This is a genomic window from Novosphingobium silvae (genome assembly GCF_009856825.1).
GTDB lineage: Bacteria > Pseudomonadota > Alphaproteobacteria > Sphingomonadales > Sphingomonadaceae > Novosphingobium > Novosphingobium silvae.
This window is the reverse complement of record NZ_WVTD01000009.1, coordinates 14,547-27,262: the sequence shown is the minus strand read 5'-3', so window position 1 is coordinate 27,262 and position 12,716 is coordinate 14,547. Positions and strand designations below refer to the sequence as shown.

Genomic DNA, 12,716 nt, shown 5'->3' with positions numbered 1-12,716 from the left:
GGTTCTGCAAAAGGGACGGCCATGGAGAAAATCACGCAGAGCAATGCCGGCGGCAATCCGACGGGCGGAGTGCACATCGGATCGCCGCTGCGGGTGATCGTGCTTGCCGGCCGCGATGCGCGCGAAGCCGATCCGCTGGCCCGCGCCTTCGGCATGTCGCATCGGTGCCTGGTCCCGTTGGCCGGGCGCCCGCTGGTGGCTCACGTTCTGCAGATCGCCGCGCTTCATCCCGCTGTCGAGAGCCTGGCCATCTCGGTCGAGCGCGAGGCTTTCGACGGATTGTTCGACGTGCTCTCGCAGCTGCCGGGGCGCGGCATCGTCAAGCTCGTGGAGGCGCGGCCCAACATCGTCGACAGTGTCATGGCCGCGGCAGAGGGATGGGACGGCCCCCTTCTCATCACCACCGCCGACCACGCGCTTCTCACTCCCGCCTCGATCGACGCCATGATCGCTGCGCTTGACGCCGATGCCTATCGCCCCGCCGACGTGGCATTCGCGATGGCTCCGCGCAGCGCGGTCCATGCGGTCAATCCGGACCGGGCACTTCGCTTCCACGAGTTTTCCGACGATGCCTACGCCAGCTGCAACATCTACGTGGTTTCGGGCCCCGAGGCCCTTCGGGCGGCCGAAGTGTTCCGCGGCGGCGGGCGGTTCGCTGGAAACGCCTGGCGGGTGCTGCGCGCCTTCGGCATCGTCAATCTCGTGATGCTGCGCCTGCGCGCCGTCAGCCTTGTCGAGGCGATGGCGCGTGTCTCGGCCCGGCTTGGCCTTCGCGTGGTGCCGGTCGTGCTGCAGGACGGCTCGCAGGCCATCGACGTCGACGACGAACGCAGCCATGCCGTGGTTGAGGCACTGCTGCGCGAACGTACGTCCACGGCTCCCCTACCGGCCAGCGGCCAGGCGCTGACCGTAGGCCGGATCTGACAGGCCGGCAGCTCGCGCCCGGCGTTCACTCTATCGCATGCTCCGGAGCATCGTCTCCGCCCCCAACTGCTGAGCCGTGTGTCCCGAAGCTGCGCGCCGGGAAACGGGCTCAGAGCCCCTCGCCGCCAACCCAGTGCGCATCGGCAAGCAGGCGGGCAAGGCCCCAGACCTGCCGCCGGATGTCCGGCACGGCGACGATCTCCCACGCCTCGCCACGCGTGACCGGGCCGACCGCGAGCAATCGCTCCTGAACCGTGCCATCGGCGCCCAGCACGCGGCCGAGGTGGTCCACGTCGAGGCCGAGTGCGTGGACGTCTCCCCGTATGCGTCCCTGATCGAAGAGATCGCGCACGATCGGCGCATCAACGCGGCTGAGATCGCACTCGGGCCCCGCGCAGTTATAGATACGATCGACCAGGATCTCCTCGGCGCGCTGCTGGCCGCGCGGTCGATACGACACCGCCGCCCGGCTCCCCTGCACTTGGGCATCTATCAACCGGCCTGCCGCATATCGCAGCCGCCCACTCGCCTCCAGAGCCTCCAGGCGGCGGGCCACTTGCGGAGCAAGCCGGTGGCGGTGGATGTCCCAGTAAGGGCGCAGGTGGCGCAGGAAGCTCGCCTGCGCCTGCGCGGAGTGGCGGCGCCAGATGTTCTGCGTGTGCGGCCGCAACGCATCGACCGCGGCGCGCCAGTCCACCTGCCCGGCACGCTGGCGCACATCCCGCACGAGCTTCGATCCGCGCCGGTCCGGGTCGGGTATCGGGATCACGACAGGTCCCACCTCGGCATGGCTGTGCGGCTTCAGGCCCCGGCGCGAGAGTACCGTGACCTGCCCGGCAAACCCTCCGCTCTCAAGCGAGAGCACGACATCGGCCGCCGTCAGGCCGCTGCCCACGACAAGCACGTGGTCGATCCCCTCCAACCCCTCGGCCGCGCCGGGAGCCCAGGGGTCGGGGCGGTAGAGGACGTCGGGCAGCCCAGCAAAGACAGGATGCGGCACCGGCGGGAAGTTGCCGAGGGCGAGCACGACCGAACGGCATTCGACCTCTCCGCCATCGGCAAGGCGAACCCGCGCCCGATCGTCGTCGAAACCGACCGACACCGCCTCGCCATCGATGATCTGCCCGGCCGCGTTCGCCTTGCCCAGAGCGTCCACCAGCAGTTCGCGCAAGTAGACGCCGTAGGTCAGCCGCGGCACGAAGCGGTTCGCCTCCTCGGCGTCGGAGAAGGCCATCCAGCGCAGGAAGTGCCCCGGATCGTCCGGGAAGGCGCTCATGTTGGCCGCGCGCACGTTCAACAGATGCTCTGGCCGACGCGTCCCGAACGCGACGCCTTTCGCCAGTTGAGTGGAGTTCCTCTCGATCAGCGCGACCTTCACGCCATAGCGCAGCAGATTGATCGCCAGGAGCGTCCCGCTGAAACCCCCGCCAATGATGGCGATCGGCAGGTCCTGTGCGGCATTCCGGCTTGTCATGGAGGCGTGCATTCCCTTGAGGCTTGCCGCCTCGTTAGCAGCAAACGCCTGTCGGACCCTATTGATATTGCTTATAAAGCCGCGCACGGCGCACCAGCGCTGCCCTTGACCTGCGCCGATGCCATTTACCGGGGAAAACCGAGCCTGGGCACTATGGGGTTCAGGCCAAGGCCCGATGGCGGAGCGGGAGGGATTCGAACCCTCGATACGCTTTTGACGTATACTCACTTTCCAGGCGAGCGCCTTCGACCACTCGGCCACCGCTCCGCATGCACTGGTAAGGCGCTGGCCCCTAGCGTGCCGCGCGGGGTTTCGCAAGCGGCGAGGTGATGGCATGACGCATCCATGCGCACATTTATCGCCGGCCTTGCCGCACTCGCCCTTTCCGCGCCGATGGCAGCGCCTGCGAACGAGCAGACCGCACGCACGCCCGGCGACGTCGTCGATGCCGCCCCTGCCTCGGAATGGCGGCGGATCCCGGCCTCCGACCTCCTGGTCATGGACCTCGCCGCCGACCCTCGGGGGCAGGAACGCAGGGTTGTGATCCAGCTCATCGCGGCGCCATTCTCGCAAGGATGGGTCTCGAACATCCGCAAGCTCGTCGCCGCCCGGTGGTTCGACGGGACTGCGGTCGTCCGCGTCCAGGACAACTACGTCGCCCAGTGGGGAGATCCCGACGGGGAGATACCCGGCAAGGCCAGGGCGCTGCCAAGAGGCCTCTCCACCATGGCGCCGAGCGACTATACTGCGGCCATTTCCAAAAGCACGCCGCCTTTCACCGCCCTGCTCCGGGGCGAGGATCCGTACCTGACGCATGCCGGTACGGACGACCGGCGGGTCCTCGGGGCCGTGGCCGGCTTCTCGCAAGGGTGGCCCGTCGCCATGGCACCGCCCACGCCCCGCAGCGCAGCTTCGACGACCGGAGCCGATGCCCAAGGCGTGGCGGGAGCCGCCTGGCCGCTTCACTGCTACGGCATGGTCGGCGTCGGGCGGAACCTTTCGCCGGACACCGGGACCGGCGCCGAGCTCTACGCCGTGATCGGCCACGCTCCGCGCCAGCTGGACCGCAACGTGGCGCTTGTCGGGCGCGTCATCTCGGGCATCGAGCACCTCTCCTCGCTGCCGCGCGGCACCGGTGAGATCGGGTTCTACAAAACAGCCGGCGAGCGGACGCCGATCGTCTCGGTCAGGACAGGCGACGAAGTGCCCGGCCTTGCATCCTACGAATACCTGTCGACCGACAGCGCCAGCTTCGCCGCGTACGTGGACAAGCGCGCCAACCGCCTGGACGACTTCTACATCCAGCCCGCCGGCGGGGTCGACGTGTGCAATGTGCCCGTGCCGATCCGCGAGGCGAAGCGATGAGCGCGGGCTTTCGCGAACACCTGACGCATACCGGCCGGTTGTGGCGCTGGACGGGCGGGGTCACGAACGGCTCATGGCACTTCCTGACGATCGACGGCGCGGCGGCCGAGGCCCTGTCGGGAACGGCGGTGATGCGGCGGCTGGAAGGCACGGCGCGGGGCTTCGGCGCGATCAAGGTGGAAGCGCGGATCGGGAGCAGCACGTTTTCCACCTCGGTTTTCCCCAGCAAGGCGGACGGCGGCTGGCTGCTGCCGGTGAAAGCCGCCGTGCGCCGGGCGGAAGACCTTGGAGAAGGCGACGAGGTGGAAGTTTCGCTGCAGTTCTGAAATGCCGAGAAGCCAGTCGGCCGGGCAGCATTACCGGTCGATGCGCCCGGCTTGTTGATGAAGTGCATGCGCGGGCGCCCTCGTTGATGGCGGAAAGAGGCCGCTGGCGCTGCGGTGTGAAAGAACCTGCGCGAAAGTAGCAGCGCCGGGCGGTGTAGGAAAACCACGAGCCCATCGTTTTGCCCCTCAGGCGCGGCGCTTGGGGCGGGTTTCCGGGAGAGCGAGGAGCACGGGCAGCACGCAAACGGCGACAAGCGCGATCATCACGCCGGGCGCGCTCGGCGCTCCGGTGCGTTCGGTGAGGACCTGCGCCAGCAACGGGGTGAGGCCGCCGAACAGCGCGGTCGCGGTGGTGGCGCCAAGGGCCAGGCCGCTCAGGCGCCCTTCCGCCGGCATCTGCTCGGCCGTGGCGACGGCTCCGACCGCGCTGACCCCGCCCGCCAGCATCGCCAGCACGACCGCGCCGAGGAGTGCGGCGGTGCCCGAGGCTCCGGCAAGCAGGTGGAACAGCACGTAGGGCAGCCCGGCGCAGAGCAGCGCGAGGCCGACCAGCACGGGCCGCCGCCCCACCCGATCAGACAGCAGACCGATAAAGGGTGTCACCACGATCACCGCCAGCGCTGCCCAGGTCGCCATCCGCAGTGCTTGCGCTTCGGTCAGGCTGCCGGACGAGGTCAGGAATACCGGCACATAAGTGATGCCGACGTAGTAGGTGATCGATCCCAAGGCGGAAATCGCGAAGCCGCGCAGGATGCCCGCACGGTGCCGCGCCAGGGCATTGCCCAGTGGATTGCGCGCCAGCGTTCCTGCCGCCCGGCGTGCCTCGAACTCAGGCGATTCCTTCATCGCCGCGCGGGCGACGAGGATCGATGCCGCAAGCAGGGCGCCGAACAGGAACGGAAGCCGCCAGCCCCAGCTATCGAGCACGGCGGGCGGCAGGAGACTTACGGTGAGCGCTGAAACTCCGGCCGCCAGCAGTCCGCCCACTTCGCTCGTCGCCGCCGCCAGCGAGGTGACGAGCCCCCGCCGCTGCGGTCCCGCTCCTTCGAGAAGATAGGCGACGACCCCGGTGTACTCGCCCCCCACGGCAAAGCCCATCACGCAGCGCAGCAGGAGCAGCATCACTCCTGCGGCGGGCCCCGCCTGCGCGGCGGTGGGCAGCATGGCCGTCAGCAGCATGGCCACGCTCATCAGGGCCATGGATGCCAGCAGGGTCGCCCGCCTGCCGTGCCGGTCGCCGAAATGACCGAGGGCCATCGCGCCCACCGGCCGCATCAGATAAGCGACGGCAAAGCCCGCCAGTGTCGTCAGCACGCCCCCGTGGCCGGCGAAGAACACGCGGGAAAGCACAGTCGCGAGATAGAGGAAAAGCGTGAAGTCATACCACTCGACCACGGTCGACAGGGCCGCAAGGGCAAGCGAGCGGCGGTCGAGCGGTTCGTGCGAGTTCATGGGGCGAGCCTACCGGCACTCCCGGGCAGGGGCAATCGCGCCGACGGGGTGTCGGCGCGCGCTCAGCTCCAGGTCGCTTCGGGCGGCAGGCTCATGAGGATGGCGTCGATGTTGCCTCCGGTCTTGAGGCCGAAGAGCGTGCCCCGGTCGTAGACGAGGTTGAATTCGGCGTAGCGGCCCCGCCACTCCAGCTGCGTCGCCTTGTCGGCGGGCGTGAACGCCATCCCCATGCGCCGCCGGACAAGGCGCGGGAAGATGGCCAGGAACGTCTCGCCCACGGCCCGCGTGAAGGCGAAGTTGGCTTCCCACGCAGCCTCGTCGTCGCACTCCAGGTGGTCGTAGAAGATGCCGCCCACGCCCCTGTGCACCTTGCGATGGGGGATGTAGAAGTATTCGTCGGCCCAGGCCTTGTAGCGCTCGTAGTATCCCTCGCCATGGGCATCGCAGGCCTGCCGGAAGGCGGCGTGGAAGTCTGCGGTGTCCTCCTCGTAGGGGATGGGGGGGTTGAGGTCTGCCCCGCCGCCGAACCACGCCTTCGTGGTCGTGAGGAACCGCGTGTTCATGTGGACGGCGGGCACGTGCGGGTTGGCCATGTGCGCGACAAGGCTGATGCCGGTGGCGGAAAAGGCATTCTGCTCCGCCGAAGCCCCGTTGATGGTCGCCGCGAAGTCCCTGGCGAGCCCGCCCGACACGGCCGAGATGTTGACCCCCACTTTCTCGAACACGCGCCCCTTCATGAGCCCGCGGGTGCCGCCGCCGGTCTCCTGCTGCTCGTCTTCCACCGCCGCACGGGTCCAGGGCGTGTATTCGAAGGCGGCATCGGACCCGGCCTCGCGCTCGATCGCCTCGAACTCGGCGCAGATCGCGTCGCGCAGCTGGCGGAACCAGTCGGTGGCGCGGGCGGTGTAGGGGGTCCAGTCGGTCATCCGTGCTCCTTGCCGGAGCGCAGTCGACGCGCCCCGTCGCAAGGGCGCTTGCCAAATCGAGGGGGCTGCGGCAAGGGAAAGCCATGGTTCCCTTTTCGTTCCGGAATGAGGAGATGGTCCTCCTCGATGCAGGCGCCAACACGGCTGCCGGCACAGGCGCCAGCACGGGCGCGCGCGCCTCTGCGCTATACTGGCCGCGCGAGCGCGCGCTGCTGGTGGCGGACCTCCATCTGGAGAAGGCGAGCTTCTTTGCGCGCACCGGCCAGATGCTTCCCCCCTACGACAGCCGCGAGACGCTGGAGCGGCTTGCGCTGGCGGTGCGGCGCACGGGCGCGCGCCGCGTGTTCGCGCTGGGCGACAACTTCCACGACAGCGCCGGCCCCGACCGGCTGGAGCCACACGCGGCGGGCATGTTGGCCGCGCTCACCCGCGCGCTCGACTGGGTGTGGATCACCGGCAACCACGATCCTCACCTTGGCGCGGAAGCGGGGGGCACCCGGATGGAAGAACTTGTCACGGGCGGCATTGCCTTGCGCCACCAGGCGCTTCCCGGCACCGCCGAGGGCGAGGTTTCCGGACACTTCCACCCTCGCCTGGTGGTGCAGGCGCGCGGGCGGCGGATCGCGCGACCCTGCGCGGTGAACAGCGGCAACCGGCTGATCCTTCCCGCCTTCGGAGCGCTGACGGGGGGAATGGACGCTGCCGACCCGGCGATCCTTTCGGCGCTGCAACCGGCCGATGCGATCGAGGCACTGGTGCCCGCGCAAGGCCGCCTGGTGCGCTTTCCCCTCTGGCGCAAGGCCGCCTGACCCGCCCGCGCACGCGCCGCGCTCCAGCCCACGCGATTGCAAAAGCCGTGTCCCGCGCCCATATGGGACGATGGCCGCGCCGATCCCTTGCGCGGGCGCCGGGCATTCATGTTGCGTTCGACAATTCCTGCTTTCGTGGGCGGGCGAATCGCATTAATGACGCCCGAATCCGAACACGCGACGAAAACCATTCAGGAGAACGCTTATAGCACCCCCACCCCGGCGTATGATGGCGCCACCGGTCAAGAGCGGACCGCGTTTCAATCACATGATCCAGTCCGACAAGGTGCGGGTCATCGACCAGGACGGCGAGAACCTCGGCGTCATGTACACGCGCCAGGCGATCGAGCAGGCTGCTGACGTCGGCCTCGACCTCGTCGAAGTGTCGCCCAACGCCGATCCGCCGGTGTGCAAGTTCCTCGACGTGGGCAAGTACCGCTACGAGGCGCAGAAGAAGGCCAACGCCGCGCGCAAGACGCAGAAGACGCAGGAGATCAAGGAGATCAAGATGCGTCCGAACATCGACGACCACGACTATGACGTGAAGATGCGCAACATCCATCGCTTCATCGAGGATGGGGACAAGGTGAAGGTCACTCTGCGTTTCCGCGGTCGCGAGTTGTCGCACCAGCAGCTTGGCATGGACCTGCTGCGCCGCGTCCAGGTCGATTGCGAGGAAATCGCGAAGATCGAGGCCTATCCACGCATGGAAGGCCGCCAGATGCTGATGGTGCTTTCGCCCAAGTAAGAGCGAAAGCATCGTCTCTGGACGATAATCGAAGGGCGTGGCCGCCGGCCGCGCCCTTCGTCGTTTCGGCGCTCTCGCTTCGGCCTAGGCCGCTACGGGCGTGGGCGTCTGCTGATGCTGCACCACGCGCCATTCCTCGTGGGAAAGGCGCCTCAGGGTGCTGGTGCAATGCGCTTCGTAGTCATCGCCTCCCTCGCGGGTGGCACGGGCCGTATAGCCGATGACGATCAGTCCTTCCTGCGGGCGGCTGACGGTCTGGTCAGAGAACGTCACGTCGTCCCAGCGCGGCGTGTCGCTCACCCGCCCCGCGGCTTCTTCACCCGAGATGACGAAAGGGGGCTGCGGCAGTACCATGACGCATTCCTCGTCGACGAGGGTGCGGTACTGGGCTTCGTCGCCGAGCCATAGACTGCGCTCGAACTCCCAAATGCGGTTGTCTTCCATCTGACCTCCTGTGACTTCTCGTCTCACAGTCCCGGCGCAGGCAGGCTGTTCCGGACGAGGCCCGGCAACGTGGTGAAGCGAGCCTGTCGCAAGCCGGGTGGGCGACGCCATGCAACACCGCCTGCACCTTCACCGTTTCTCCGGGCGAGCCGTCATCGAAGGAGCGATCATGACCAAGGAACTGAAGAAGGGCGACAAGGTCGAGTGGAACACGAGCCAGGGCAAGACCCATGGCACCGTCGAGAAGAAGCAGACTTCCGAAACGCACATCAAGGGACACAAGGTCGCCGCGTCCAAAAGCGACCCGCAGTTCATCGTCAAGAGCGACAAATCGGGCAAGAAGGCCGCGCACAAGCCGGACCAACTGAAGAAGCGCTAGGCCCTGGAAGCCCTCGCGCGCTTACCGGGCGAAATCGGCGCGCGCCCGGGTCAGCCGCGCCATTCGCGGCGTTCTTCCGCCGCTCGCAGGACCTCGTAGGCGACCTGATAGGTCTGGAACGCCTTGGCGGCTTCCTCGTCGTTGGGGCGCACGTCTGGGTGCACTTCCTTTGCGCGCGAACGCCAGGCCTTCCTCACCGCGTCGAAATCGGCGTCGGGGTCCAGTCCGAGAGCTTCGAGCGCGCGCAGTTCATCGCGGCTGCGACTGCCATCGCCCGATCCGGCCCAGCCGTAATGGGCCGATTCCTTGAAGCCTGAAAAGTCGGAGCGCTCCTGCGCCTCGCGCCGGGCCGCCTCTTCGGCGTCGAGGCCGGCGAAGTAGTCCCACCCCGCGTTGTATTCGGCGGCGTGCTTCTGGCAGAAGTACCAGCGATCGGGACTGTTCGGGCTCTTGGGCGCGGGACAGTTGCCGGGATCGTTGCAGCCGTGCCGGTCGCACAGGCGCACCTGCGCAGCCTCGCGCGAACTGCCGTAGCCGCGCCAGCGCGGAAAACCCCAGTCGGTGGATCGGCGTGCGCGGTTCATTCGGACCGCGATAAGCCGCGACTCGCAGACGATGCAACCCCCGGTTCGTCGTTCGTCGCGAAATAGGCAGGGCAAGGCCGGGAAGCGAGCGGCCCCCGCATGCGCGCGAAGGCACATGCGGGGGCCGAGGCGGTCAACGCCGTCAGTCGATCGTCACGGTCACGGCGCGGCGGTTCTGCGCCCAGGACGCCTCGTCCGAACCGAGCGCGATGGGGCGTTCCTTGCCGTAGCTGACGGTGTTCAGGCGCGAGGCTTCGACGCCGAGGCTGATGAGGTAATTGCGCGCGGCATTGGCCCGGCGCTCGCCAAGGGCGAGGTTGTACTCGCGCGTGCCCCGCTCGTCGGCATGGCCCTCGATCGTGGCGCGCTTCGAGGGATACTGCATCAGCCACTGCGCCTGACGGCCAAGCGCCTGCTGGTCCTCGGCATCCACGTCGTACTTGTCGAGCGCGAAGTAGATTGTGTCAGCGCCCATCATCTTGGCGACGAAATCCGCCTGGCTGCCCGCGACGGGGCCCATGCCCATGTCGCCACCGCCGCTGCTAGAGCTGGTGGCCGGGCCGGGCTCTGGCGGAAGCTGCGCCGGAGCCTTCTTGCCGCAAGCCGAGATCGCAAGCGCGCCCGCTACCACGAGCATCGTGGCGCCGACGCGGGTGCTGCGCGAGAAGGAACGAGAGGTGTGCATCGGGCAATCTCCTATGCTGCTCGGCCTGCGGGTGGGGCCGGCATGTTCTGGAATTTACGTTCAATACTAAACACAGGTAACCTGAACGATCGCCAACGAAACGCAATGCACGACGCTGGCGATCGTTCCGGCGCGATCAGGGGCGCACGGGTCCCCAGGCAGGATCGGAAGCGCCCACCGGGGTAGGCAGCTTGCGCTCGTTGCGCCCGGTCAGATCCACCTGCCAGATCGAGGCGGTGCCGCTGCCCTTGCTGGTGCGGAAGAACTGGACGATGCGGCCGTTGGGCGACCAGGTGGGCGCCTCGTCCTGCCAGCTGTCGGTCAGGTGGCGCATACCCCCTCCGCTGGGCGTCATGACCGCCACCCGCAGGTTCCCGGCGATGTGCGTGAAGGCGATCTGGTCGCCGCGCGGGCTCCACTCGGGCGTGGCGGCACGGCCGCCGAAGAAGCTGATGCGCCGCTGGTTCGATCCATCGGCGTTCATCACGTAGATCTGCTGGCTTCCCGAACGATCGCTCTCGAAGACGATCTGGCGGCCGTCCGGCGAGTACGAGCCGCCGATGTTGATGCCGGGCCCGTTCGTCAGGCGCTGCGGCGTGCCGCCTCCCGCTGCCGAAACGCGGTAGATATCGGTCGTGCCGCTCCGCGCCATCGAGTAGAGCACCCATTTCCCGTCGGGCGACCAGCGCGGCGCGAGCGTGGGGTTGCCGGTACGCGCGATCAGCGTCTGGCGGTCGGTTGCGAGGTCGTAGGAGTAGATGCTCGGCTGTCCGTTGAGATAGGACAGGTAGAGGATCTTCGAATAGTCCGGCGAATAGCGCGGCGTCAGCGCCATCGCCTGTCCGCTGGTGAGATAGCGGTGGTTGGCCCCGTCCGAATCCATGATCGCCAAGCGCTTCATCCGGCGGCCCTTGGGCCCGGTTTCGGCGATGTAGGCGATCTTGGAATCGAAGAACGGGCTTTCGCCCGAAAGGCGCGAGTAGACCATGTCGGCGCACTTGTGCGCGGCGCGGCGCCAGTCGGACGGCGGAACCTGCCAGCCACCCTTCACGAGCTGCTGCTTGAGTGCGACGTCATACAGGTAGCAGCCCACGGTGATTGTCCCGTCGCCGCCCGCGCGAACATAGCCCTGCACCAGCATGTCGGCACTGCGCGAGGCCCAGGTGCCGTAATCCGGCGCCTGTACCTGGCCATAGGCGGGCTGCGGCAGACCGTCCGGGCCGGAAGGCTTGAACAGGCCGTTGTTCTTGAGGTCGGCGGCGACAACCTGCGATAGCGCGCGGCCGAGCGCGCCGGTGGTGCCTGCGTTGGTGCGCGTGGGCACGTCCGCGTCGGTCGCGAACGTGGTGATCGCGATGCCGAGGTCCTGCCATTCGCTGTCGTCCGAAACCGTGACCTCGAGCCCGCCGCCATCGGCTTCGGTCGGGGCAGGCGCAGGAACGGGCGTCTGGGCATGGGCGAGACCCGAAGCCGAGAGCATGAGGCCGAGGGCAAGGATATGGTTTATCTTCATTGCGATAGCCTTCTGTCAAAGTTGGTCGTGATGACCTTCCAGCCTTCGTAGAGATCGTCGGGCAGATTGAACGGCGCGGCAAGCTTCACCGCGCGGATCGCCTGCTCCTGGTGGCGCGAAACCTGTGCGCGGTTTGCATCGGTCTGGCCCGTGGTGGAGACGACCTGCGGTTCCCCCGCCAGACTTCCGTCACGGTTCAGGCGGAAACGGACGCGGGTGACCAGCAGTTCCGCGTCCGCCCCCTCGGGAGCCTTGCCGCGCCAGTGCGGCTTCAGCTGCCGCCCGATCGCCGCGTTGAGTGCGGACACCTGCGCTGGCCCCACTTTCGCCGCGGGCGCGCCGCTGCCGCTCTCCGACCTGGCGCCGGGCGTGCCGCTCTTGAAGGCATCGTCGAAAGCGCTCGAGCCCGCCTTCTTCGGAGGCGTGCTCGACTTCGACGTCCCCGCCGACTTGCCGGGAGGCGCGGCCTTGGGCTTCGACTTCACGATGGTGTCGATCGCGCTGGACTTGCGCGCATCCGTCGTGGCGGGCTTCTTCGGCTCAGCCTTCTGCGCTGGCCGGGGCTTGGCGGAAGCCTTGGGCTGAGGTTTGGGCTTGGGCTGAGCTTGCGGCTGAGGTTTGGGCTGCGGTTTCTCGACCGGCTTGGCGGGTGCCTTGGGAGCAGGCTTGGGCGCCGGCCGGGGCGGCTGTGGCTTGGGTTGGGGTTTCGGCTCGGGCCTGGGTTGAGGCTTCGGCTGCGGCCGCTCCACGGCGCGCGGAGCGGGCTCGGGCACGGGGCGCGGCTCGGGCTGCGGCGCGGGAGCCGGCTCCACCGGCTGCACGGGCGCGGCCTCGGGCGCCGGATCGCCGAGTTCGGGGCTCTTGTCGGGTGCCGCCTTCGCATCGGGGTTCGGCGAGGTGGAGGTCATCCCAACTTCCTCGCTGATCGTCACTTCGATGCGCTGCGGCGGCTTCACCACCTCGCTCTCACCGGGCTTGAGATACAGGATAGCCCAGAGCACGGCGGCGTGCAGCGCGATCGCCACGCCCAGCCCGATGCCTTCGTCCTTGCGCAGTCCCCTGGATCCCATCACGCCGACCCTAGCGC

The 12,716-nt window shown here is 68.1% G+C and carries 14 protein-coding genes and 1 tRNA gene; 6 read left to right on the top strand and 9 right to left on the bottom strand.

The window, feature by feature from the left end; all coding sequences use genetic code 11:
- Positions 1-21: 21 nt before the first annotated feature.
- On the top strand, positions 22-924 hold the full coding sequence (locus GR702_RS12755) for a nucleotidyltransferase family protein (protein WP_160986283.1): 903 nt from the start codon (positions 22-24) through the stop codon (positions 922-924).
- A 109-nt stretch (positions 925-1,033) separates the two neighbouring features.
- Here the strand turns inward: GR702_RS12755 and GR702_RS12750 are convergent, their stop codons facing one another.
- Together GR702_RS12750 and GR702_RS12745 are read right to left on the bottom strand one after the other, a co-directional pair.
- A complete protein-coding gene (locus GR702_RS12750; RefSeq protein WP_160986282.1) occupies positions 1,034-2,398 on the bottom strand; it encodes an FAD/NAD(P)-binding protein in 1,365 nt (454 codons plus the stop codon).
- A gap of 176 nt (positions 2,399-2,574) precedes the next feature.
- Positions 2,575-2,665 (bottom strand) — tRNA-Ser (locus GR702_RS12745).
- 78 nt (positions 2,666-2,743) lie between these two features.
- On the opposite strand from GR702_RS12745, the gene GR702_RS12740 reads away from it, so the two are divergent.
- A complete protein-coding gene (locus tag GR702_RS12740; protein WP_160986281.1) occupies positions 2,744-3,763 on the top strand; it encodes a peptidylprolyl isomerase in 1,020 nt (339 codons plus the stop codon).
- The gene (locus GR702_RS12735; RefSeq protein WP_160986280.1) at positions 3,760-4,089 is read left to right on the top strand and encodes a DUF1905 domain-containing protein; all 330 of its coding nucleotides are present in this window, start codon (positions 3,760-3,762) and stop codon (positions 4,087-4,089) included. The genes GR702_RS12740 and GR702_RS12735 overlap by 4 nt, the downstream gene beginning before the upstream one ends.
- 186 nt (positions 4,090-4,275) lie before the next feature.
- Here the strand turns inward: GR702_RS12735 and GR702_RS12730 are convergent, their stop codons facing one another.
- Positions 4,276-5,541, bottom strand: a complete 1,266-nt coding sequence (locus tag GR702_RS12730; protein ID WP_160986279.1) for an MFS transporter — start codon at positions 5,539-5,541, stop codon at positions 4,276-4,278.
- Positions 5,542-5,603: 62 nt separating this feature from the next.
- On the bottom strand, positions 5,604-6,467 hold the full coding sequence (gene hemF, locus GR702_RS12725) for an oxygen-dependent coproporphyrinogen oxidase (protein ID WP_160986278.1): 864 nt from the start codon (positions 6,465-6,467) through the stop codon (positions 5,604-5,606).
- Between the two features lie 83 nt (positions 6,468-6,550).
- Between hemF and pdeM the strand changes: the two genes are divergently transcribed.
- On the top strand, positions 6,551-7,276 hold the full coding sequence (pdeM, locus tag GR702_RS12720) for a ligase-associated DNA damage response endonuclease PdeM (protein ID WP_160986277.1): 726 nt from the start codon (positions 6,551-6,553) through the stop codon (positions 7,274-7,276).
- A 226-nt stretch (positions 7,277-7,502) separates the two neighbouring features.
- Positions 7,503-8,024, top strand: coding sequence for a translation initiation factor IF-3 (gene infC / locus GR702_RS12715; RefSeq protein WP_160986276.1), 522 nt, complete (start codon positions 7,503-7,505; stop codon positions 8,022-8,024).
- Positions 8,025-8,108: 84 nt separating this feature from the next.
- Here the strand turns inward: infC and GR702_RS12710 are convergent, their stop codons facing one another.
- Positions 8,109-8,468: a DUF4440 domain-containing protein gene (locus GR702_RS12710; RefSeq protein ID WP_160986275.1), complete on the bottom strand. Its 360-nt coding sequence runs from the start codon at positions 8,466-8,468 to the stop codon at positions 8,109-8,111.
- A gap of 169 nt (positions 8,469-8,637) precedes the next feature.
- On the opposite strand from GR702_RS12710, the gene GR702_RS12705 reads away from it, so the two are divergent.
- Positions 8,638-8,847, top strand: coding sequence for a hypervirulence associated TUDOR domain-containing protein (locus GR702_RS12705; protein WP_160986274.1), 210 nt, complete (start codon positions 8,638-8,640; stop codon positions 8,845-8,847).
- A gap of 50 nt (positions 8,848-8,897) precedes the next feature.
- Here GR702_RS12705 and GR702_RS12700 read toward each other — a convergent pair whose 3' ends face one another.
- From GR702_RS12700 to GR702_RS12685, 4 genes are all read right to left on the bottom strand, one after another.
- Positions 8,898-9,431, bottom strand: a complete 534-nt coding sequence (locus GR702_RS12700; RefSeq protein ID WP_160986273.1) for a J domain-containing protein — start codon at positions 9,429-9,431, stop codon at positions 8,898-8,900.
- A gap of 142 nt (positions 9,432-9,573) precedes the next feature.
- Positions 9,574-10,116, bottom strand: a complete 543-nt coding sequence (gene pal, locus GR702_RS12695; protein ID WP_202408241.1) for a peptidoglycan-associated lipoprotein Pal — start codon at positions 10,114-10,116, stop codon at positions 9,574-9,576.
- 136 nt (positions 10,117-10,252) lie between these two features.
- Positions 10,253-11,629 carry a Tol-Pal system beta propeller repeat protein TolB gene (gene tolB, locus GR702_RS12690; protein WP_202408240.1) on the bottom strand — a complete coding sequence of 459 codons (1,377 nt, stop codon included), beginning with the start codon at positions 11,627-11,629 and terminating at the stop codon, positions 10,253-10,255.
- Positions 11,626-12,699 (bottom strand): hypothetical protein, encoded by a 1,074-nt coding sequence (locus tag GR702_RS12685; RefSeq protein WP_160986272.1) that lies wholly within the window; start codon positions 12,697-12,699, stop codon positions 11,626-11,628. Before GR702_RS12685 ends, tolB begins: the two co-directional genes overlap by 4 nt.
- Positions 12,700-12,716 lie beyond the last annotated feature (17 nt).